At 52.0% G+C, this 23,840-nt stretch carries 18 protein-coding genes; 13 read left to right on the top strand and 5 right to left on the bottom strand.

All coding sequences use genetic code 11. From position 1 onward, the window contains the following. The first annotated feature begins 132 nt into the window (after nt 1-132). The 12 genes from ACPV3A_RS03050 to ACPV3A_RS02995 all read left to right on the top strand — a co-directional run bounded on the left by ACPV3A_RS03050 (nt 133) and on the right by ACPV3A_RS02995 (nt 15,573). Nucleotides 133-1,323 (top strand): glycine C-acetyltransferase, encoded by a 1,191-nt coding sequence (locus ACPV3A_RS03050; RefSeq protein WP_426198094.1) that lies wholly within the window; start codon nt 133-135, stop codon nt 1,321-1,323. Nucleotides 1,324-1,339: 16 nt separating this feature from the next. After that, nucleotides 1,340-2,308 carry an NAD-dependent epimerase/dehydratase family protein gene (locus ACPV3A_RS03045; protein WP_426198093.1) on the top strand — a complete coding sequence of 323 codons (969 nt, stop codon included), beginning with the start codon at nt 1,340-1,342 and terminating at the stop codon, nt 2,306-2,308. Nucleotides 2,309-2,341: 33 nt separating this feature from the next. After that, entirely contained in the window at nt 2,342-2,911 is a 570-nt protein-coding gene (locus tag ACPV3A_RS03040; RefSeq protein ID WP_036660138.1) for a helix-turn-helix domain-containing protein, read from the top strand. Next, on the top strand, nt 2,886-3,827 hold the full coding sequence (locus ACPV3A_RS03035; RefSeq protein WP_426198092.1) for a hypothetical protein: 942 nt from the start codon (nt 2,886-2,888) through the stop codon (nt 3,825-3,827). Before ACPV3A_RS03040 ends, ACPV3A_RS03035 begins: the two co-directional genes overlap by 26 nt. Before the next feature lie 3 nt (nt 3,828-3,830). Then, nucleotides 3,831-4,010 (top strand): hypothetical protein, encoded by a 180-nt coding sequence (locus tag ACPV3A_RS03030; protein ID WP_426198091.1) that lies wholly within the window; start codon nt 3,831-3,833, stop codon nt 4,008-4,010. 63 nt (nt 4,011-4,073) lie between these two features. Next, nucleotides 4,074-6,380 (top strand): M60 family metallopeptidase, encoded by a 2,307-nt coding sequence (locus ACPV3A_RS03025; protein ID WP_426198090.1) that lies wholly within the window; start codon nt 4,074-4,076, stop codon nt 6,378-6,380. Nucleotides 6,381-6,610: 230 nt separating this feature from the next. Continuing rightward, a complete protein-coding gene (locus tag ACPV3A_RS03020) occupies nt 6,611-8,218 on the top strand; it encodes an extracellular solute-binding protein (protein ID WP_426198089.1) in 1,608 nt (535 codons plus the stop codon). 82 nt (nt 8,219-8,300) lie between these two features. Beyond that, the gene (locus tag ACPV3A_RS03015) at nt 8,301-9,248 is read left to right on the top strand and encodes an ABC transporter permease (protein WP_194543949.1); all 948 of its coding nucleotides are present in this window, start codon (nt 8,301-8,303) and stop codon (nt 9,246-9,248) included. A 15-nt stretch (nt 9,249-9,263) separates the two neighbouring features. Continuing rightward, nucleotides 9,264-10,142, top strand: coding sequence for a carbohydrate ABC transporter permease (locus ACPV3A_RS03010; protein WP_194543948.1), 879 nt, complete (start codon nt 9,264-9,266; stop codon nt 10,140-10,142). A 10-nt stretch (nt 10,143-10,152) separates the two neighbouring features. Beyond that, nucleotides 10,153-11,853: an alpha-L-fucosidase gene (locus ACPV3A_RS03005; RefSeq protein ID WP_426198088.1), complete on the top strand. Its 1,701-nt coding sequence runs from the start codon at nt 10,153-10,155 to the stop codon at nt 11,851-11,853. A gap of 144 nt (nt 11,854-11,997) precedes the next feature. Further along, on the top strand, nt 11,998-14,367 hold the full coding sequence (locus ACPV3A_RS03000) for a helix-turn-helix domain-containing protein (protein WP_339218929.1): 2,370 nt from the start codon (nt 11,998-12,000) through the stop codon (nt 14,365-14,367). Between the two features lie 33 nt (nt 14,368-14,400). Continuing rightward, complete coding sequence (locus ACPV3A_RS02995) at nt 14,401-15,573, top strand: glycoside hydrolase family 88 protein (protein ID WP_426198087.1); 1,173 nt, start codon at nt 14,401-14,403, stop codon at nt 15,571-15,573. Nucleotides 15,574-15,767: 194 nt separating this feature from the next. Here the strand turns inward: ACPV3A_RS02995 and ACPV3A_RS02990 are convergent, their stop codons facing one another. The 5 genes from ACPV3A_RS02990 to ACPV3A_RS02970 all read right to left on the bottom strand — a co-directional run bounded on the left by ACPV3A_RS02990 (nt 15,768) and on the right by ACPV3A_RS02970 (nt 22,565). Then, complete coding sequence (locus ACPV3A_RS02990; protein ID WP_339218925.1) at nt 15,768-17,057, bottom strand: sugar ABC transporter substrate-binding protein; 1,290 nt, start codon at nt 17,055-17,057, stop codon at nt 15,768-15,770. A gap of 105 nt (nt 17,058-17,162) precedes the next feature. Further along, nucleotides 17,163-18,836 (bottom strand): response regulator transcription factor, encoded by a 1,674-nt coding sequence (locus ACPV3A_RS02985; RefSeq protein ID WP_426198086.1) that lies wholly within the window; start codon nt 18,834-18,836, stop codon nt 17,163-17,165. Further along, nucleotides 18,811-20,604 (bottom strand): cache domain-containing sensor histidine kinase, encoded by a 1,794-nt coding sequence (locus ACPV3A_RS02980; RefSeq protein WP_426198085.1) that lies wholly within the window; start codon nt 20,602-20,604, stop codon nt 18,811-18,813. The genes ACPV3A_RS02985 and ACPV3A_RS02980 overlap by 26 nt, the downstream gene beginning before the upstream one ends. A 162-nt stretch (nt 20,605-20,766) precedes the next feature. After that, nucleotides 20,767-21,603 carry a carbohydrate ABC transporter permease gene (locus tag ACPV3A_RS02975; RefSeq protein WP_194543942.1) on the bottom strand — a complete coding sequence of 279 codons (837 nt, stop codon included), beginning with the start codon at nt 21,601-21,603 and terminating at the stop codon, nt 20,767-20,769. Beyond that, the gene (locus ACPV3A_RS02970) at nt 21,600-22,565 is read right to left on the bottom strand and encodes a carbohydrate ABC transporter permease (protein ID WP_220684310.1); all 966 of its coding nucleotides are present in this window, start codon (nt 22,563-22,565) and stop codon (nt 21,600-21,602) included. The genes ACPV3A_RS02975 and ACPV3A_RS02970 overlap by 4 nt, the downstream gene beginning before the upstream one ends. 296 nt (nt 22,566-22,861) lie before the next feature. Between ACPV3A_RS02970 and ACPV3A_RS02965 the strand changes: the two genes are divergently transcribed. Further along, the gene (locus ACPV3A_RS02965; RefSeq protein ID WP_426198084.1) at nt 22,862-23,560 is read left to right on the top strand and encodes a hypothetical protein; all 699 of its coding nucleotides are present in this window, start codon (nt 22,862-22,864) and stop codon (nt 23,558-23,560) included. Nucleotides 23,561-23,840 lie beyond the last annotated feature (280 nt).

Raw genomic sequence — 23,840 nt, 5'->3', positions numbered from 1 at the left:
CTTCTTTATATCTGTTATGCAATATAGCATATTTTTGTACATGATATTGCATACAAGTGACTTTTTGCATACAATGGAATGGTAAATGATATGTACGTTAAGATACTTCGGATCCACGGGAGGAATTTTCATATGTCCAGTCAATCGTTAAGCGCTTTCTTACAGGATAATCTAACAGAACTCAAGCAGCAAGGACTCTATAATACGATCCAGCCTCTTGAAAGTCCGAATGGTCCGCTTATTACCATTCAGGGTCGTGAATTCGTGAATTTATCTTCCAACAACTATCTGGGACTGGCGAATGATGAGCGATTGAAAGAAGCGGCCATCCGGGCTACGACCGATTTCGGAACCGGAAGCGGCGCCGTTCGCTCCATTAACGGAACGCTCATGCTTCATGTTGAGCTTGAGGAAAAGCTTGCGCAGTTCAAGGGAACGGAAGCTGTGCTTACGTATCAATCCGGGTTTAACTGCAATATGGCGGCGATCTCGGCGGTGATGGGTGCCGGGGATGCGATTTTGTCGGATGAGCTGAACCATGCGTCCATAATTGACGGCTGCCGGTTGACCAAGGCGAAGGTTATTCGTTTTAACCATTCGGACATGGACGATTTGCGTTCGAAAGCGCAAGAAGCGAGAGAATCCGGTTTATATAACAAAATTATGGTCATTACCGACGGCGTGTTCTCGATGGACGGCGATATTGCGAAGCTTCCCGAAATCGTGGAGATCGCCGAGACCTATGATCTGATCACTTATGTGGACGATGCGCATGGCTCAGGTGTTCTTGGCGGCGGAGCAGGCACCGTGAAGCATTTTGGATTGTCGGAGCGAGTGGATATCCAGATCGGCACGCTGTCCAAAGCGGTTGGCGTTGTCGGCGGGTATGTTGCCGGATCACGGGATCTGGTCGATTGGCTTAAGGTCCGCAGCCGTCCGTTCCTGTTCTCCACGGCGCTCCCTCCAGGTACCGTAGCCGCTTGCATTACCGCTATCGACATCCTGCAGAACAGCAAAGATCTGCAAATGAAGCTGTGGGAGAACACCCGTTATCTGCAGGAAGGCCTTAAGCGTCTTGGCTATTCCGTCGGCCGTACGGAAACGCCGATTACGCCCTGCATTATTGGAGATGAAGCAACCACCCAGAAATTCAGCACCAGATTGTACGAAGAAGGCGTGTATGCCAAATCGATCGTATTCCCTACGGTGCCAAAAGGCACGGGTAGAGTTCGGAACATGCCTACCGCCATGCATACGAAGGAGATGCTGGATCGCGCACTTTCCGCATATGAAACCATCGGACGCGAACTGGGTCTGATCTAATAAGGGGGCACAAGTGATGAAACGAATTATGGTAACCGGTGCGCTCGGGCAGATTGGCTCGGACCTGGTGGCGAAATTGCGGCAAGTTTACGGCGAAGAAGCTGTTCTTGCAACGGACATTCGCCAAATCCATCATGAAACGGTGCAATCAGGACCGTTCCGAATACTGGATGTAACCGACCACCAAGCTTTCCATGAAGCAGCTAAAGAACACCGCGCGGATACGATTATCCATCTTGCAGCCCTGTTGTCCGCCAAGGCGGAATCCAATCCCGCACTGGCGTGGAACCTGAACATGGGCGGTTTGTTAAGCGGGCTCGAGACGGCACGGGCATTATCCTGCCAGTTCTTTACACCGAGCTCTATCGCAGCATTCGGGGCGGACACCCCGAAAAGAGCAACACCGCAAGATACGCTGCAGCGCCCGTTAACGATGTATGGTGTCAGCAAGGTCTCCGGCGAGCTGTTGTGTGACTACTATTACCATAAATTCGGAGTGGATACCCGTGGATTGCGCTTTCCTGGCCTGATCTCCCACTCCGCCCCTCCGGGCGGGGGAACGACGGATTATGCGGTTGAGATGTATGTAGACGCTATTCGCAGCGGCTGCTATACTTCCTACATTGATAAAGGGACCTACCTTGACATGATGTACATGCCGGATGCGATCTCCGCCATCATTGCATTGATGGAAGCAGATCCGGCTAAACTGAAGCACCGTAATGCCTTTAATGTTACGGCGATGAGCGTCGACCCTGAGGGGATTGCGGCCAGCATCCGCCGCCATATACCCGATTTCAGCCTCGACTATCACGTGGATCCTGTCCGTCAAGCGATTGCGAACGAATGGCCGGATTCTATCGATGCAACTGCGGCACGCGAAGAATGGGGATTTGATGTACAATATGATTTGAACCATATGACCGATGATATGGTGTCAAAGCTTATGGAGAAGCCGCAAGCGGATCAGAGCAAGATCAGTTAACGGCTTAGTTTCAGAAGGAGGATATGGTTACACTTGGAACCCATTCATAAAAAAGTAGGGAGAAATCTGCAAGCTATCCGCAAATCACGGGGCCTCAGCCTCGATAACGTAGCCGAGTTGACCGGTGTAAGCAAAGCCATGCTGGGACAGATCGAGCGGGGGGATTCCAACCCGACGATTTCGGTATTGTGGCGCATCGTCAGCGGCCTCGGCATTTCATTCACCACGCTCATCGAAGAGGCGGAAACCGAAGTGACCGTGGTATCCCCGGAGGACGTGGAGCCTTTTCACGAGGCCGAAGGCGCTTACCGGGTTTACCCTTTGTTCTCCTACAACCTGCGCACCAAATTCGAGTCCTATATGGTCATCATGGATCCCGGCTGTGACCATGGTTCAGAAGCGCATAATGATGGCGTGGAGGAATATATTTTTGTGCATCAGGGAGAGCTGGAGCTGTGGCGCGAAGACGAAAGCTACACCGTCCCTGCCGGAAGCTCTGTGCATTTCTCGGCTAATCGGCCACATCGGTACGTTAACCCTGGGAATGAAACCACGAAATTTTACACGATTATATTCTATGCGGATGCCGCAGCCAGAGGATGATCTTGATAAACAGCCGCACTTATTGATTACCGACAACCAAATATTAAAAAAAGTTAGTGCCGCCCGGAAAAAATACAGTCCGATCTTAAATATCGACTGTATGGTGTTCCGGGCGGCTGTTTTATATTTAGGACGCAGGGAAAAAGGAAATTGGAGGGAGGGGGAGGCGAAACGGAAGCAGTTCGTTTCTCGTTGCTATTACGAAATCATCGGCAAAGGAGTTGAGCGGTTGATGGGTTTCCACACCAAAAAGTGGTTGAAGCTGTTATTGGGGGTTGCTTGCACGCTTGCAGCCGTTCCGCCGTCAGGGAAGACACTGATGGCGGCGGATGGAATGACGGAGCAGGCCGACGTTCATGCATTAGGCACGAATACCGCAGCGAGCCTGGCAATCCAGCATGATCTTGATGTAATTTATAAGGATTTGTCCGGTTATCCGACGGTATCGGCCACCTATAACGGCGGTGTCGCGGCCATCGGAGATCAAGCCTTCGTTCTGGCGGTCAACCCCGACACGACGCCGATACTTGCAGCGGCTCGCTACGGAAAGGGCAAAGTCGTTGTTGCAGGCGATGACTCCTATTTCAAATTCACCTCCGATATTACCGATGAGCGGAAGACGGTGGCACGCAACATCCTCCTGTGGTTAACAGAGGATTCCGAGACGTTGACTTATCAGGAGGCGTTGGAAGGCAAGGGGCGATTGCCCATGTTGTCGGCAACGTGGAAGAATTATATCATCGAAACCGATGTGCCGATCGATCTGGTTCGGTTGGACCAATTCACGGAGGAGCATCTGGATCCCTCCCGTTACCCCGTAGCTTATATTGACGGGACGCTGAAGGATAGCGAGGTCGATGCCGTCGAGCATTACGTCGCGCAAGGAGGTCATGTCGTTGTCCCCTTAAAAGGATAGGTGATGGAGCAATATCCGCATGTCTTCCTCGGGAATGAATATCAGGGCCGTTCGGGCAGGCTCAGTGAAGATTTTCCGGTGCAGCGCCTATTGAACCGGATGGGTCTTGGTCTGATGAACAATACGGCGTCGACTCGAACGGAAACCTTGCCCACATTGACACCGGAGCAATCGGCCAATTAACATTCCCTAAAGCTGCTGGAGCAGGCCGAGGCGATTGAGGCTGGAACGCTGTCACCGGATCAGGTGAACGTCGGACGGCCTGGCGCCGGCGCTGACAAGAAGCTGCAAGTCATCGCTTCGGTGACCGGCGGAACCGTCAGCAGCATCTCCCCGCAAAGTCCGCTATATGCTGTGATCGAGCAGGATGCCAGCGATTTGGAGTCCCAGCTTACGTTTCCGCTCGACCGTTCCAAAGCGCCCTATACCAGCGCATTGTTAGCTTTTCAATTGGGACGGATCGGCAATGACCTGACGGCCCCCAAATCCCCTTATGCCGATCAATTTCCCGGAACCGTTCCGGCGGACGCACCGCGAGTGTCAGGACAATCCGTTCACGTGAATTTTGATTATTCAACCTTTGACTATTTACGCCAAGGGACGGTTCCGAAGAATTGGATCAGCACGGGGTTATACGCACCGGCCGGAGAATGGGTAACGATTCATGTTCCTGAAGGCACCCAGAATTTAGATGTGCAGGTAGGGGCTCACACGGATAATTTGACAAGTAAAACGGAATGGGAACGACCTCCGGTCATCTCGCAGCGAAAGCCGCTCCTTCCGGGCGAGAACCGGATCCGCAGTCCTTATGGCGGCCTGATTTACCTGATTCCGACCAAGCCGGAGCCGGGCGTTGCGAAGGATATTGAAATCAGCGGCGGAGTTCGCGCTCCGTATTATATCCTTGGCGAGACCTCTTCGGCTGAATGGGAAGACACGATTCGGCATCATCCCGCTCCATGGGCAGAGCTTCAGGGACGCAGAGTGATCTTGACGCTTCCGTCCGAGTATATCAGGCAGCTTGAAGATCCGCAGCAATTAGTGGAGAAGTGGGATGCAATCGTGGACTACACAGAGGAAGTCGCGGGGCTTTCCCCGGATCAACCGCTGCCGCACAAAAGTATAGACCTTCCGTTCCGTTACGTTGCGGATCGCCAAATTAGTGCGGGTTATATGCATGCCGGCTATCCGATCATGTTCCACATCGATCCTTCGGCGGGCCACGCCGTGGACATATCCCGAGTTACTCAGGGAGGATGGGGCTTCTGGCACGAGACCGGTCACGAATATCAGCAAGGAGCCTGGAACTGGAACGTAACGGGTGAAATTACGGTAAATATTTACTCCTTATATGTCCAAGAGAAATTCGGCAACAGCAGCAACTTATTGATTCGCAATGCCGATGGGAAAGATTTCTATGACTTAGCGTTTGAATATATCGAAAGCGATCTTCCGGGCAAGTCGTTCGGCACCTCGGGCCAGCTCGATCTTTTCGGCTATCTCGTAATGTTCCGCCAGCTTTCCCTGGCTTACGGATGGGACTTTTATGCTGAGCTTCATCAGGCGTACCGGGAGCTGCCGGCATCCCAGCTGCCAGCGACAAACCAAGAAGAGATCGACACGTTTGTTATCATGGCCTCGAAAACCGCAGGCGAAAACCTGACGGAGTTCTTCGATAAATGGGCGCTTCCGTATTCTAAGGCTGAGGTTCAATCCCGTATCGCCGCCTTGAACTTACCCTTACCTAAGCAGGAGCTTTGGCGCTTAAGGGAGACCCACTCGTTAAATGCTCCTCCCGAGATCAAGGTCGATCAGGATTCCGAGTGGAGCCGCGAATCAGTGAAGGTCACCATCACGATGACACCGGAAGCTGAAGCGGCAGGCATGCGGAACCAGTACAAAATGGACTCCAATGGCAAATGGACCGATTACACGGCTCCCATAATTGTAGAAACAGAAGGTCAGACAACGATATACGCTCGGGCAGCTGCCCTGTCCGGAGTGACAAGTAATGAAGCGATTAAGACGGTGAAGATCGACCGGAGCGGACCGGAAATCACGACAAACGTGACCCAGTCCGTATACCAAACCGAGCGTTTCACCATGTCACCTCACATCACGGACGCATTAAGCGGCGTATCCGCCGTCATCGTGGAACTGGATGACAAGGAAGCTGCGGAAACGCTGGTTATAGAGCCGTTAACGCTGACTGCCGGTCCGCACATCCTTCGCATAACGGCAGAAGATGCAGCCGGGAATATCACGGTTCGCGAATACCCATTCGAGGTTGCTGTCGATCTGGAACAGCTCGACGATATCGTAAGAGCAGGGGAAGAGAAAGGCTGGATCGATAATCACGGCATCACGCAAAGCTTATTGGCCAAAATTGCGAATCTCCAGCAGCATTCGCCTGGAAGCGTAGTAGCTGAGGATGCAATCACTTCGCTGGAGAATGCCATTAAGGCGCAGCAGGGCAAGCATCTCGATTTCGGCTTCGCGGAGCTGCTTCTTGGAGACATAGACTACATCCGAAGCCGCAGCTCGGCTTCCTAGCAGCTTACTTAATGAAAAGGGCGGCCGTTTCGGCCGCCCTTCATTTCTGTAATGGCCATCCATCATGAAATAAATCAGTCCAAGATTAAATATAGACAATGTACTGCCTTAAAAATATATTGCACAATTAGAAAACACGGCGGTGTTCAATCGACAAAATGTTCAGTAAGGTGGTGCTTAACAAACCAGAAATTCGCACAACAAACAAAGGAAAAGGGAGGCAAATGATAATGAAGGTCAACAGGTTTAAAGTATTCTGGATTGTTTTGCTCGCTGTCACCATGGCCATAACGGCGGCAGGGTGCGGCGGCCCTGCCAAGGAACAACCGGAGGTAGCGTCGGACCCGGAAGCCCCTCCGGTTCTATCGGAACTGACGTATTGGGTGCAAATCGTTAGCCAGGTGTCCGCTACGATGAAGAGTTACAACGAAATCGAGGCTTATAAGGAGCTGGAGAGGATCACCGGGGTGAAAGTGGATTTTCAGCATCCTCCGCAGGGCCAGCAGGCGACGGAGCAGTTCAATCTGATGATGACCTCGGATAAACTCCCGGACGTGATCGAATATTCATGGGCCGGCTATCCGGGAGGACCGGAGAAGGCGATCAAGGACGGTAAAATCATCAAACTCAATGATTTGATCGACCAATATGCCCCGAACTTTAAAAAGGTGCTCGAGGAGCATCCGGAGTGGAAGAAGGAAATTATGACCGATGACGGCAGCATCTATGTGTTCCCGTTCCTCCGCACCGACGACAAGCTTAAGGTATTTCTCGGACCGACGATCCGGCAGGATTGGCTCGATAAGCTGGGGCTTTCGATGCCGACCACGGTTGATGAATGGTACAACGTATTGAAGGCTTTTAAGGAGCAAGATCCGAACGGCAATGGCAAGGCGGATGAGATTCCCCTGTATCTGACGAAAGGAGATGTCGATACAACGACCGCTTTTCTCGGGGCATGGGGCATTAATGCCGGATTTTATCAAGAGGAGGGTCAGGTTAAATACGGCCCGACGGATCCGAGGTTCAAAGAGTTCTTGACGCTCATGAACCAGTGGTACAAGGAAGGCTTGCTTGATCAAGACTTTGCGACGACCGATGAGAAAATGCTGGAGGCCAAAATTACGGGCGGGCAGATCGGATCAGCGATTCTATACACCGGCAGCGGGATCGGCAAGTATGGAACGCTCATGAAGGATAAAGATCCGAACTTCAGGTTGGTGGCAGCCCCCTACCCTGTCATGAACCAAGGCGACAAGCAGATTTGGGGATATAAAGACTATGCATTTAACGGAATAGGGGCAGCAGTTACTACCAGCAACAAAAATCCGATTGAAACGGTGAAGTGGCTGGATTACGGCTATTCCGAGGAAGGCACCCTGTTGTTTAACTTCGGAAAAGAGGGCGTCAGCTACTCGATGGAGGACGGCAAGCCGATGTTTAAGCCCGATGTATTGAAGGACCCTTCGGGACTGCCGGTGATCCAGTCCATGTCCAAGCATAACCGCGCAACCTTCAGCGGGCCGTTCATGCTTGATATTCGGTTCGATCAACAATATACGACCGAGCCGGATCAGCTGGAGTCCAAGATCATCTGGGCAGAGCCGACCATGGAGAAGAAAATGCCGCGCACAACGCCGACCCAATCCGAGAGCAGCCGCTACGCTTCCATCATGACGGATATCAACACGTACAAGGACGAGATGTACTTGAAGTTCGTCATGGGCGCCGAGCCGTTGGATCAGTTTGACAAGTATGTGAAAACCATTGAATCCATGGGTCTTGCCGAAGCTCTGGAAATACAGCAGAAAGCCTTGGAGCGTTACGGTAAGCGGTAAACGGAAACGTCCTGAAGCGGCGGAAACATGCAGCTCCGCCGCTCTTGGCGCCATATAAATTGATTTGGAGGGAGGGATTCGATTGTCAGCAACCCAGGAGTATCCCTTCGAGCATCGCAAAGGGAAATGGACAACGATTGCGAACGATTTGAAACGGAACAAATACGTCTACATACTGGCGCTTCCCGTCATTCTATACTATGCCGTCTTCCACTATGGACCGATGTACGGTCTGTTGATGGCTTTCAAAGATTTCAGCATTGCCGATGGTATTTGGGGAAGCGAGTGGATCGGATTTGAGCATTTCCGTAATTTTTTTAACAGCTATTATTTCGAACGCCTTCTGCGCAATACCGTTCTGATCAATATCTATGAGCTCATCTTCGCGTTTCCGGCACCGATTATCCTTGCCCTGCTGCTGAACGAAATCCGCAGCCGGCTGTTTAAGCGTACGGTTCAGACGATATCGTATTTGCCGCATTTCGTATCCATCGTCGTGGTAACCGGGATCATGTTCGATTTTCTCGCAAGAGATGGCTTGGTGAATCAGATTCTGGGCTTTTTCGGCATCGAATCGATTCCGTTCATGAGCGAGGCCAGCTGGTTCCGTACGATATATGTCGGCTCCGGCATTTGGCAAGGCGTAGGCTGGGGTTCGATCATTTATCTTGCCGCCATCGCCACCATTGACCCGACCCTGTACGAGGCGGCCAAGATGGACGGCGCAGGCCGCTGGAAACAGATGCTGCACATCACGCTGCCGGGCATGCTGCCGACAATCATCATCATTTTTATTCTCAATATGGGCTCCATGCTTAGCGTTGGCAGCGAAAAAGTATTGCTGATGTACAGCCCGCTTACTTATGAAACGGCAGACGTGATCTCGACCTTTGTCTACAGGAGAGGGGTTCTGGAGACGGATTACGGCTTCACGACCGCCGTTGGATTATTCAATGCGGTAGTCAGCTTTATCCTGCTTGTACTCGCGAACTCCATCAGCAAGCGGGTCAGCGAACATAAACTGTGGTAGAGAGGGAGGTCGTCCATGGCTAACAAACGATCCGCAGGCGAGATAACCTTCGTCTGTCTGAATGCATTGATCCTGACGGGCCTCTGCTTCGTCACCTTATATCCGTTCGTGTATGTTGCCTTCGCTTCGTTCAGCGATCCCGCTTCATTGGCCCAGCACCGGGGGCTGCTGTTCGCGCCGCTTGATATTAACTTCGAAGCCTATAAGGCGGTGTTTAACAACCCGATGATTACGACGGGATATCGGAACACGCTGATCTACGTCGTGGCAGGAACGGCCATCAATCTGGTGGCCACGGCGATCGGCGCATATGTGCTGTCCCGCAGAAATTTGTACTTCAAAAATGTCCTGATGATGCTGATCGTCATCACCATGTTTTTCGGCGGCGGGCTGATTCCGACTTATCTGCTGATCAATAACCTGGGAATGCTGAACACGATCTGGGCGATGCTGATCCCCGGGATGATCGGGACGTTCAATATGATCATTATGCGGACCGCCTTTCAGTCCGTTCCGATAAGTCTTGAGGAATCGGCGAAAATCGACGGGGCGAACGACCTGATCATTCTGTTCCGGATCATTATTCCGCTGTCCATGCCCGTTATCGCCGTCATGATTCTGTGGTATGCCGTGGGACACTGGAATTCATATTTCGGGGCGCTCATCTATCTGAGGGATCGGGAGCTATTTCCGCTCCAGCTCGTGCTCCGGGAAATTCTCATAACCAATACGACCGACAACATGATGACGGAGGCCTCGGGAGACCGGATGGCGATCGCGGACACCATTAAATATGCAACGATTATCGTTTCCACATTGCCGATACTGCTTCTGTATCCGTTTTTGCAAAAATATTTCGTCAAAGGCGTTTTGATCGGCGCCATTAAGGAATAGGAGGAGAACGATGGCTGACTCATTAGATATCGTAACGCAAAGCAAGAGCCGGATGCAGTGGTGGAAGGATGCCAAATTCGGCATGTTCATCCACTGGGGGGTATATTCGCTGCTCGGCAAAGGGGAGTGGGTCATGTATGCCAACAAAATTCCGGTAAAGAAATATGAAAAACTCGCCAAGGAATTTAATCCGACGCAGTTTGATGCCAAGGCTTGGGTCAATTGCGCCAAAAGGGCAGGCATGAAATATATCGTCATCACAGCCAAACATCACGATGGCTTCGCCATGTATCATTCACGGACGGACCCGTTCAATATCGTGGATGCTTCTCCATTCGGCCGGGATCCGTTGAAGGAATTATCCGAGGCTTGCAGGGAGGAAGGAATCCGGCTCTGCTTCTACTATTCCCATGTCATAGATTGGCATCACCCGCATGCGCTTCACGATACGTTTAACAATCTATGGGACTATGAGCTGGAGAAGAAGGCGTTCTTTCGTTACTGGAACCATAAAGCGAAGGGACAAGTACGTGAGCTGCTGACGGAATATGGTCCGGTCGGGCTGCTCTGGTTCGACACATCCGGGGGATTGTCGAAGAAGGAGAGCGAAGCGATGGTAAACATGATCCGCGAGCTTCAGCCCGATTGCCTGATTAACAGCAGGGTAAGCCATTGGCCTGATTTCGGTGACTACCAATCCAAGGGTGACAACGAAATCCCGATGCAAGGCGAGGAAACGCGGGAATGGGAGACACCGATGACCTTAAATCAATCGTGGGGGTACAGCACAAAGGATCAAGTGTGGAAATCCACGGATGCTCTGATCCGAAAGTTGGTGCATATCGTAAGCAAGGGAGGGAACCTGCTGCTCAATGTCGGCCCTACGGAAACAGGCATCATTCCGGAAAAATCCGCTCTACGCCTGGAGGAAGTCGGCGAATGGCTTGCGCGAAATGGAGAGGCGGTCTACGGCACAAGCGCAAGCCCGTTCCCTTATGAGCTGGAATGGGGAGCGGTTACGGTAAAAGGGAATACGCTCTTCCTACATGTGTACAATCGCTATTGGCCTGCGGAAGAATTGGTATTGAACGGTGTAAGAAATACGGTTGAAAAAGCTTATCTGCTCACGGACTCCAGCACATGTCTTCCTGTGGACCAGAGCTATCGGCCGGAAACGGACCATCACGAGATGCGGATCCGCTTGCCTGAACTTCCGCCAGAAGACCATGTGTCGGTTATTGTTTTGGAACTCAAGGGCAGGATCGATGTAGATCAGGGGTTTATCCAACAGGCGAACGGCGCTGTTAAGTTGGATCTTGTACTGTCGGAAATAACGACAGGCAACGGGTTGAACGAGGCCCGGTGGACCTTCAAGGCAGCGTCGTCCGGCATATATGAAGTCAACCTCGTCAATTTCAAAAAATCCGATGCCGTTTGGGAACAGGAATATGATCATGAAGTCACCGTACGGGCAGCTGGACAGACGATTGCGTGTATTCCCCGAGAGGATAAGGTCGTCAGCGACTCCATTTCTTGTCAGCATCCGTACACCGAGATTCATTCATCGATCGGGCGGATCGTAATAGAGAATCCGGGCACGTATGCGTTGACCTTATCGAGCAAGCTTGCGAAGCCGAAACCTTTTGGACCGGAAATTTGGCAGGCGGCTGCCGTGAAGCTTCGTTCCGTGCGATTAGTTCAGGTGCTTTAAATACCCCGCTGTACCCAAAATGTAAACATTCCTTATAACGGTGCGCTTCTCTCTTGGGTGACCGAATTGATTAAAGGGTTTGCTAGTCCGTTCGGCGAAGGATTCAAGAAATAGGTTTCCATACATTTTCTTGGAGGAATGCACATGATCTCGATACCCGGCCTTCTTCCCGGCAAGCGAAAGAGCAGCCGGGGACGCGTCTTGAAAACCATGATCGTTTCGTATATGTTCATCCTTTTGTTGCCTATGACCGTGGGGCTTTTTCTATATGGACGGGTGGAAAACGTGATGGAAAACAATGCGGAACGATCAAATTCGGCGATGCTGGAGCAGCTGCGGCTTTCCGTGGACAGCAAGCTTAAAGAAGTGGATATCTTGGCTAAGCAAATCATGTTTAACTCTAAACTAACTTATTTGCTGAATCTTGATCGGCATGATCAAGGAGGGGCGTACCGCCAGGTAGAATTCGTTCGCGATTACTTAAATCGCTATCAATCTTTTGTAAGCGGATTCGTGAGAGACTACTATGTTCATCTGCAGGCCGGAGACGTCATCCTGAAGCCTGGATTGCGGACGGATGCCAGAACTTTTTACGAGAAGTATTACCGGTTTGAGCATATGGACTTTGAAACATGGAAGCGGACGATGCTTGACAGCTACCACAACAAGGCATTCCTGCCCTCCGATGTGCTGCTGCAGAACCCGAACCAAGGAAATGGCAACCCGGCGGATGTGATTACCTATGCGCAATCCCTTCCGCTTCATGACGTGTCCAATATCCGCGGAACGCTGGTCATTATGATCGATGGACAGCAGCTTCAAGAGATGTTCCGCCAAATCGAGTCCGCCAACGACAGCGAGATTTATATCCTCGATAAGGACCGGGGCGTGATTGCAAGCTCATCGGACTCGGAGCTGTCCACGCAGGTGACGGAAAGACTGGCCGGTCCATCGGGATTGTTCAAGACAGCATTGAATGGCACGGACAGCATGGTAACCTTTACGGAATCCAAGGAGGCCGGCTGGCAATATGTGTCCGTCATGCCGATGGGCAGTGTCATGGAACGAGTAGCACAACTGAAGAGAATGGCGCTGACGGTGTTTGTTGCATCGCTTGTCGCAGGAGCGGCCGTTGCTTGTTGGTTTGCATACCGACAATACAGTCCCGTCAAACGGGTGGTGGATGCCATTCTTCAAGGAAAGCCGATTCAGGATAAGCCGGCCGCGAACGAATATGACTTCATATTGCAAACGATCGAAGGCTCGCTCGTTGAGCAGCGGCATCTGAGGGAGCGCCTGTTCAGGCAGACGCCCGTCATCCGCGCTGATTTTCTGTCAAGGCTCATTCGGGGATACATCGATCCGGATCATGCGGGGGATCAAGGGGGTCCGACATTAGCGACCATGGGCATCCGCTTCGAGTCCGACAAGTTTGCCGTAATCATTGTTCAAGCCGTGGATATTACAAGGCTGTCGCCGGAGCCATCCGAGCAAGGTTGGACGCAAATTCGGTTTATTATCTCGAATATCGGCACGGAAATCGCAAATTCGGGTCACCAGGGATTCGCCGTCGATATGGAACGCGACCGGGTAGCGATCCTGGTTAATTTTCATCCGGTTGAGGAGGCGGAAGCCGAGCTCTTCCTTCATGAGATTGCAGAGCGATTGCTCCGGGTACTGGAGGACCGTTTCCATATTTCCGTGACGATTGCCGTCAGCAGCGTACACACAGGAAACGGAACAATCGGCAGCGCTTATCTCGAAGCCATGGCCGCCCTGGATTACCGTATGTTCAGCGGAAGAAATTCGATCATTCACTTCGGGCATGTGCGCGACATCAAGCATCATTATTACTATCCGATCGAATTCGAGACGCAGCTTGTCAACCATGTGAGAGGCGGCGATACGGAAAATGTCGCTAAGCTGCTGGACAATATTTATACGATGAATTTTAAATCGGCGGGGATGACCCCGGAACTGGGAAGATGCTTGTTCTTTAATATCATCAGCACCTTTCTGAAAATACTGAACTTGACGAACACGGATCATGAAAGCCTGCTGGGCCCGAGCTTTGATCCCGTAAAGCACATATTCGGTTGTTCCACAAGTGATGAAATGCAAGCCGAGACCAAGCGGTTATATGACAAACTGACCTGTCTCTTTCATACGGAGCATAGCGATCACAGCATCCAGCTGCAGCAGGATATGATGGCATTCATCGACAGGAATTTAACCGATTATAATTTAGGACTTGGCATGATTGCCGATCATTTCGGCATGACGCCGCAGTATATCTCGAGTTTCTTCAAAAAGATGAATCGATGCAATATCACCGACTATATTACACGCGCGAGGATTGAGAAGGCGAAGACATTGATGGAGCAATCGGAACTGACCAATGCGCAGCTGGCCCAACTGGTCGGCTATACCAATGATGTTGTGTTCATCCGGGCATTCAAGAAATTGGAGGGGGTCACCCCTGGCAAATATCGGGTGAGCGCAAGCGGGCAGTAACGCTTAAACGAGGAGAGGAGTGGCCAATTAGCCATGGAAGCGATCCGGGAACCTTTAAAATACGGCGAGGCAACGATATGGACGCGGCAAAGGACCGAAGCCGCCATCGAATTCGTGCTGGATAAGATCGATGAGAATTTAGACACATTTTCGGACCATTTTCCATCTCCTGCAAGCCGCAATCATATTTATGAGCCAATCAGCAATACGGAATGGACCTCGTCCTTCTGGACCGGAATGCTGTGGCTTGCTTATGAGGTCACGGGGAAAACGAAGTACCGGTCGATAGCGGAGCTTCAGCTCCACAGCTATAAGGAGCGCGTGAAGCAGCGCATCGCCACCGAGACGCATGATCTGGGATTTTTGTATTCCCTGTCCTGCGTTGCCGCTTATAAGCTGACCGGGAATGAAGAAGCGAGACGGATTGCCTTGGCCGCAGCAGACCTGCTGATGGAGCGGTATTTCGAGAAAGCCGGGATCATTCAGGCTTGGGGCAAGCTAGACAGGCCGTCACAGCGCGGCCGAATGATCATCGACTGCTGCATGAATTTGCCTTTGCTCTATTGGGCGACGGAGGAAACCCGCAAACCGGAGTATCGGCGCGCCGCCATAAGCCATGCACAGCAATCCGCTCGCTATTTGATTCGCGAGGATTCCTCAACATACCACACGTATTATATGGATGTTGAGAGCGGAGAACCAAGGTTTGGGCAAACGTCCCAAGGATATGCGGATCATTCGTGCTGGTCCCGCGGTCAGGCCTGGGCTATTTACGGTATGCCGCTCAGCTATGCCTACACGAAGGAAGAAACACGGCTGCATGATGCCGAGCGAGTCACGAATTACTATTTGAATCGGCTGCCTGAGGATGATGTGTGCTATTGGGATTTGATATTCACCGAAGGGCGGGAAGAGAGGGACAGCTCGGCAGCCGCCATATCGGTATGCGGAATGCTGGAGCTGGCCAAGCATGTACCGCTCTCGCACCCGCAGCGCCGTACATACGAGAACGCGGTACTGCGCATCCTGGCGTCTTTAAGCGATGGATATACGACGGCAACGCTCCCTGAATCCAACGGCATTCTGCAGCATGCGGTCTACGGAAAGCCGCTTGGCAACGGCATCGACGAATGCTGCATTTGGGGGGACTATTTCTATTTCGAGGCGTTGGTGAGGGTCTTTAAAGATTGGGATATGTACTGGTGAATGACGTGAGGCCATATTCAAAAGACAGTTACACAGGCAGAACGAATTGCAGACGATTTTTTGCGAGATGCTGCTCAGATTTGTAAAAATAAAAACGAGAAAAAAGCACCCGATTCCTTCAGGTGCTTTTTGGCGTGCCACCGCTTCGATGACGGTTTCTATCCAAACTTATAACAGCAGCTTTTCGGCATGGATTATTCCAGGCTTTTGCTCAATTTGACAATCTGGTCCCAGCCCTCGTCGATGCTGATTTTACCGAACATGATCGACTGCGTGATGTTGTCGTATTCCTTCGTGAAGTTGGCCCAGCCGCCCTTATTCCCGGGGCCGGGGTCAAACGCGACGCCGTCCTTGGACACCTCGTTGATTAGTCCCAGGGAGCTTTTATCGACGTCCGTAAATTTGGGCTGGAGGGCATCGGCTACGGTTTTGTTGACAGGAATCCCCCGCGAAGTGCCCAAAATTTCTCCGGCTTCCTCGCTGTTGACAAACCAGTCGATGAACTTCTTTGCTTCCTCTTTATATTGGCTGTTGGGGCTGACGCTCCAGTACATGGACGCTTTCAGCCAGCCGCCCGCCTGCGTTCCCCTTGGCTGGGTCGTTAACGCCATCACGCCGGGCTTTAACGCATCCGTTCCGCCGAATTCCGCAGCATGCGCACCCCGCAGCAGAATCTTTTCCTGGATAAGCAGGTCCATTTGTGCGTCCTGTGCTTTATCCGATACGGTTACGTCAGGAGGTGTCACGAGGTTGTCCTTGCGCAGCTCCGCCCACTTGTTCATCCAATCCTTCCAGGTAGCCTCGTCATAATGGAATTTTCCGTCCTTGCTCATGGAGAATCCTTTGCCCATGCTCAGCTGATACGACATGTAGAACGCGCCGTCCGCGGTGAGATCCCGCGTGAGGTACTGGTCCTTGGCCAGCTTCGGCTTCAGGTCACGCGCCATGGCGAAAAATTCGTCCCATGTCTTCGGCGGCTGAACGCCGAGGCTGTCCATCATCGTCTTGTTGTACACCATGCCCCAGGCGTTGTTGCCGAGCGGCATCGCGTACAGTTTGCCTTGGTAGGTGCCTGTCTCGAGCAGCGCCTTATCGATATGGTCCGCCGGAATGGAGGAGAGATCCTCCAGCCGTCCGCTGGACGCCCAATCGTTGAACCAGGCGGCATCCATTTGGAAAATATCCGGCGTGTTTTTTCCGGCAGACTGGGTCGACAGCTTGTCTTGATACCCGTCGAAAGACTGATACTCCGGTTCGAACGTGATGCCCGGGTTCTTTTCAGAGTACAAATCAAGCGCTTTCAAAGTTGCGTCATGCCGTGCCTGCGAGCCCCACCACATGATTCGGAGCGTGATGGATTTGCCGTCTCCCGACTCCGCGGATCCGGCTTCTTCCTTCTTGATCCCGCTGCAAGCGGAGAGAACCAGGGACAGTGACAGCACGGCCGCAGCGCCGGCGGCGAGACGGTGCCATGAATTTCTCATTGGATGAACCTCCTTAAGTAACTGATCTTCTTCTTCCTTTAACGTACCAAGTCCAGGGTCCTTCTCGTAGGGGACAAAACAACAAATCGTTTCAGTATTTTACGATTATCGAAAAAGGGGCGAGATGCACAGGCGCCAAGAATAAAGCGGACCGGCGGTTTGGGCTTTGTGGAACTCGGTTGGACTGCGCCCGGTATGCTTTTTGAACAGGGTGGTGAAGTACGGAACATTCCGGTAACCGACCCGCTCGGCGATTTCGGCGATCAGCAGCTTTTTCTCGAGAACCATGCTCTTGGCTCTTTCCATGCGCACCCTAGTCAGATAATCGCCAAAGGTTTCACCTGTAAACTGGCGGAATAAGGTGCTGAGATAGTTTTTGGAGATATACACCTGGTCGGCCACATCCTGAAGATGGATGTTCTCGGCGTAATGCTCATGAATGTATTGAATGATATAATCGACCGTCTCCTTATGCTTGAGGTTTTCATTTGGTGTGTAACGCGAACAGATTCGTTTCACTTTTTCCGCTACCCATGCTTTCCACTGCTGGGCATCTTCTATTTGTCCGAGCTCCTTGGTCAAGTCCGTCACAGGCAGCTCATCGTCGAGCCGGATGCCGGACTCGTACAGGGTAAAGGAGAGGATGGCGAACAGCTGCGTACCGATGGCAGTAAGCTCATCGGGCTGGAGCTGAGCCGCGCCGTCGTCCTTGAGGAAGAAGTCGTCCAGCGCCAGCAGCGCCCTGGGCTCGTCAAAGGTCCGCACGGCGTCGGTCATTTCCTGGAAAAAACGCACAGGGCGCACGTTCCGGGGGGCTGTAAGCCGGAAGCCTCCTTCGCTATATACGTAAACACAAGGATGGGCGACATCCGGTTCGTGCCGCTCGGCGAGTGCTTGAAACGCTTCTTCGGTGGAGTCGGAGATGGCAAGCCAGTCGTCCTTGCGAAGACCGGCACCGATATGCAGCTTGACCTTGAGGAATCGATGCACGGACGAAATGATTCGCCCAGCCAGCGCCAGAACTTCCGAGCGGAACGCCTCTGTCGGCCAGGAGAGTGGCTTATACAGCAGCAGTGCCATATGGTGACTGTGCAGCTCCAGGAAATAGCTGCGCAGCCCGTCCTGACCGGCCAGCTCTTCCACCGTATTGCCTACGGCGAAGCGGAATAGGTGCCAGTCCCGGACGGAGATGCCTTCCATGCGTCCCTGGCGCTTGATTTCTAAGGCCAGCATCATGAATTGGGCATTCTTCCAACCGAGCCGCTCCAGCATTCGAGAGGGATCCGTCAGCGGGGAGGAGGTCCCTCCGATGAGGATGGATTTGACCCATTCCCTCTCCAGATACGGCTCATACTCCATGAGTTGGCTTTGAAGCTCCCGCTCTCTATTTTCCAGCGCACGGCGCTCCGTTAGCTCGCGGGTGACGCGCTGCAGCACCTCGCGGATCGTGGTCGGTGAGGCCGGCTTGGGCAAATAATCGTCGACCTGAAGCCGCAGCGCCTTACGAGCGTAATCAAAATCCGAGTACCCGCTCAAAATGATGATTTTGCCGGCGTACTGCTGCTTACGGAGCTGTTCGATCATGTCGAGACCGTTCATCACCGGCATATAAATATCCGTGATGACGATGTCGGGTTGGCTTGCTTCAATCAGCCGCAGTCCTTCTTCACCATCCATGGCCTCCCCTACGAGCCGAACTCCGAGCTGCTCCCAGGGAATCAGCCGGGACATGCCGCCGAGCACTTGGCGGTCGTCATCCACGATAGCGATGGTCCACATGGTTTCCTCCCCCTTCCTGATCCTGACCCCACTGCTGATTTAGCCTCGGCCAATAGATCTCCGCTTCGGTGCCCGGCGCATCGGTACGGTTTCGAAGCGAAACGCCAAAGGGCGGACCGAAATAAACCTGGATGCGCTCCGTCACGTTGCGAATGCCATATCCGCCCGTCGGATGGCGTTTGCGCGTTTTCCAGTCTTCAAGCAGTCCGATGCCGTCGTCCCGAATCCTAATCCGGATGCCTCGGTCCTCTTCCGCGCAAATCAGATGGATCCGGCCTTGGCGTTTGCCATGAAAACCGTGCATAACGGCATTTTCCACAAAGGGCTGCAGGGTCAGTTTCGGAATCATCAGCTGCCGCAAATCTTCCGGGCAATCGAAGTGCCATTCCAATCCTTCACCCCACTTGAACTGTTGGATTTTCAGATAGCAATCAACGTGCAGAAGCTCTTCCTGAATCGAAATCATAGATTCGCCGCCCGACAGCCCGATGCGGAACATCTGCCCCATCAGCTCGAGTACGTGGCTGATCTTCTCCTGGCCGGCTTCAAGCGCCATCCAGTTCAGCTGGTCCAGGGTATTGTAGAGAAAATGGGGGTTAATCATCGCTTGAAGCGCCTTGATCTCCGCTTCGCGCTGCGCTTTATAGTGCTGCTCCAGCGACTCATACAGCCTTTCGATCCGCTCTGTGAGCTTGCGGTAGCCGCTGAACAGGCTGCCGAATTCGTTGCGGTATTCCGTCGGCAGCGTCTGCCCGCGTTTCCCGGGATTGAACGCCTGCATTAGCTGAACCAGCTTCCGAATCGGCCGTGTGAAATTTCGGGAAAGGAACAACGTGAAGAACAGGGACAGCAGTATGGCGGCGGCTCCAACCACGGCCATCGTCCACGCGAGGCGGACACTCCCGCTGGTGATTACCTTCCAGGGCGTAAGCTCCACCAGCATCCAGCTGCCCGGGGACGTTCGTGACCACACGGTGAGCATGTCCTTCTCCGGGAGCGAGCCGGCGGCGGCCAGCAGCTGATGCGCATGGCCGGTGTCCCCGCTGACCCGCTCCAGGATGGCGTTGATTTCCCCGGGGGGCGGAGCAATCCGGGTGTGCATGATCATCCGGCCGCCGGAGTCGAGCAGCAGCCGACTGGCCGAGGAGTTGTCTTCCGTCAGAATTTCCTGCAAAAATTTAACCCGAACATTGATGATCAAAATTCCCCGGTTTACGCCATCCAGCGTGGTGATTTTACGGACGAAGCTGATCACCTGCTGCTTTCCCTGCGGCGAACCGACCTCGCGCTGGCCGATCCAGAGAAAATCGGATTTGTCGACGGCCGGATACCAGCTCTCCCCGCCGGCCGAGGCGAGCGGGAGGTATTGAATGTTGGCGTTGGGATCGACCTGAAGCGGATCTTTCATATAAATCTGAAAGGAAAACATGGAGCGCGAGCTGTTCAGCATCGGCGCCAAATAATCCCGGTTCAGCTCGTCCCTGGCTTTCTTGCGTGCATAATAATCTCCTTTCATCGTTACATAGTTGACCAGAGGCGAGTTGATGGACACGGCTAGCGAGGTTTGCTCTACAGCGCTCATCTGGTCGGTAAGCTGCTTGTTGAGCTGCTGCAGCACCGCCTGCTGGTACATGGAGGCGCTGTCCGCCTGCTCATCGGCCGTAAACCGATAGCTGACAATCATCATAATCGTGATGAGAACCGCGATAAAACCGGCAAAGCTGAAGAAAAAAACGTAATCGATACGGAACGTACGAAACGGATTCATGCGTTTTCCCCTCCCCTTAAGAAGCCATGAGGACTCTGCATTCGCGCTGCTGCCTCAATGTCCTTGTTGGCGGAAGCCGGATGCTTGAAATCGTCCGGCTTGGCCGCTGCCTGAAGAAGAGCTGGAAGAACACGGCACAGTATCCGTTTACCGCTCTGAAACCTAACCTTTCAGCCCGGATGTGGCGATCCCTTCCACGAAATGCTTTTGTGCGAGAAAGAAAATGATCACCGGCGGCAGCACGGAGAGCAGGGATACGGCAAGCAGCTGCCCCCACGGAACGGCCGACTGGGAGTCGATGAACATTCTTAGCGCGAGCGGGACAGTATACTTGTCCACGGTATTCAGATAAATCAGCGGCCCAAAATATTCGTCCCAGCCCCAAATAAACGAGAAAATCGTAACCGTGATGAGCGCCGGCAGCGTCAGCGGCATGATGATGCGCAGATAAATGCCGAACCAGGTGCAGCCGTCGATTTTTGCCGACTCATCGAGCTCCCGCGGAATACCGCGGATGAATTGGACAATCAGGAATATAAAGAAGGCTCCGCCCATGGCTGACGGGACGATCAGCGGCAGATAGGTATTGATCCAGTCGAAGGAATGGAACATCGTATACTGCGGGATGAGCGTGACCTGTCCCGGAAGCATCAGGGTCATCAGCAGGATGGAGAACCATAACCCCTTCAGCGGGAAGGTCAGCCTAGCGAAGCCAAAAGCCACCAGGCTGGCTGAAATGACATGAATGATCGTGGTCGCCACATTGAGCTTAAGGCTGTTCATAAAGAAGCGTGTAAATGTATACTTGGGCAGTGCCATCCAGCCTTCCGTATAATTTTGCCACAACCATACTTTGGGGAACAGAGTGGGTAGACTGATTTCCGGTGTTGATTTGAAGGAGGCGCCGATCCACCACAGGACGGGATAAAACATCACAAAACAGAATGCAATCATCAGCACATGGACCAGCCAGTTTTGTTTATTATGAGCACCTGTCATTTGCGACCCTCCGTTTCGGTTTCGTAGAAGACCCAGTATTTGGACGCGATAAAATTAAGCGCCGTGACGATGCCGATGATAACGAGCAAGATCCAGGCCAGGGCCGAGGCGTAGCCCATCTGCAGGGATCCAAAGGCTTTATTGTACAGGAACAGGGCAAACATTTCGGTTGAATTAACCGGTCCTCCATTCGTGACAACAAAAGCCGATGTGAACATCTGGAATGCGTTGATGATGCCCATGATCAGATTAAACAGGATGACCGGGGACAACATAGGCAGGGTAATCCGGATGAACTTGCGGAGCGGCGAGGCCCCGTCCACGGAGGCGGCCTCATATAATTCACTAGGGATTTGTTTGAGACCGGCAAGGAAAATAATCATCGATGAACCGAACTGCCAGGCCGTCAGCAGCACCAGGGTGCCGAGGGCGGTGGAGGGGGTGCCGATCCAGTTTTTGGGGGCGATCCCGACCAAAATCACGAGCTGATTAATGAAGCCGTTCAGACCGAAAATATTGCGCCACAGCACAGCTACCGCCAAGCTCCCACCGATCAGAGAGGGCAGGTAAATGATCGTCCGGTAGAAGGATATGCCCCGGATGTTCCGGTTCAGCAGCAGGGCTACAGCCAGCGCCACCAGCAGTTTCAGCGGCACGGAAGCGATCACGTACAGAAATGTCACCTTTAGCGAATTGAAGAAGAGCCGGTCGTGAGCGATGTCCTGGTAGTTCTTGAGTCCGATCCAGCGGGCCGGCTCCAGCAGCGAATACTCGGTGAAGGATAAATAGAAGGACTGGATGATGGGCCACAGCTGCAAAATGAGAAAGCCCAGCAGCCAGGGCGCGATGAACAGGTAGCCGGCTAACGGAGCGTTCCAGCGCCCTTTGAACGTCTTGGCAACCGCTTTCATATTCTTGTCCAGCCTGGCCTTGCCCGCCGGCTGTACCGTTTGTGCATTCATGATTAATCACCTCTCGCCTATTGATAGCTCTCATTGTATCCTGATGAAAATCAGGCCTGTAGGCGAAAGATGTACAAATTCTTTCATTATTGAATGATTACGGAGTAAGTTCAGGAGAAAGCATACCCGATTACAAGGTTGCCTAAGGTCAATCCATCTTGGCAGCCTATTAAAGCAAACGGGCAGTTTAGTGGAATATATTATCCATTTATGGGTGGTGAATTCCATGCTAAACTATTTTTTTTGAATGTTTTACGATAGCAGGACAATTAAATGTTTCAGAAAGGAAGTCCCCTTTGCCCAAGCACATGAAGATCTACGCACTAATGCTTATTATTTTCATATTAATAAACGCTGCGATGTACAGACATTTGGAAAACCAATCATCTGTAAAATACAATGACCTCTATTCACTGTATCAGCAGAAGAATGACTCGGCATTTGTCTATTCAGTAAAGCAGGCTTCTGAAACGAATCCGTTTGCCGATACTTTGATGGCGATCAGTGAGTCGAAGGAAAATGAAGATCCTGCTAAGATTCGGCAATTGATCGATAGGGCGAAGATCCAAGCGGAAGAAATCGATGAGTTACTGTTAACAATCATTGAATTTAGCGATACCTTCAGAAACAATGCTGTTCCACAGCTTTCAGTTAATAATGCGGCAATGACAACGGATATGCAGCAGGATATGTTTTATCTTGCAACTCAGGCAAGGACATGGCCACCGTTATACCATATAAGCTATTTGTATTGGAAGTCTAATCCTAAAACAATAGACGCCAAGACTAGAGAAACCTTGCGCTCATTGGCGACTGAGCTCCGTGCGTTAAACGAAACGATTACGTCGATTAAGGGTGACGCACATCACATGTTTTTCCAAGATCAAATAGAGTCACACAAAGCGGAGATACTACGGCAGTTGAAACCACACCTTAAAAGAATGAAAAAGATCCAGGATGATTTTACAGGACATAATTCTCTCCAAGAGGACTAAGGAAAAAACCTTGGCGATGTATGCCAGGGTTTTGTATTAGTTTCTACAATTGTTTGGAGATAATCTTGTTTTTTAGCAGATTGGTTAATATTTCTGTCTACATGCATAAAACCAAATAACATATGGTTAATGACCCCGTCCATGCTATGGAAGTCGTGATGCTTTAGACTTGTTTTTGTTCCGCGCTTTAAAAAAGTGTTGGTAAACTCCGCTCATTCTTCTATGATGAAATTACTTCAAATCGACGATGTGATAAGGAATTATTCGCTCGGGGGGATGC

Origin of the sequence: Paenibacillus sp. Dod16 (assembly GCF_049893405.1) — a bacterium.
GTDB lineage: Bacteria > Bacillota > Bacilli > Paenibacillales > Paenibacillaceae > Paenibacillus_AQ.
This window is presented reverse-complemented; position numbering and strand designations above follow the sequence as displayed.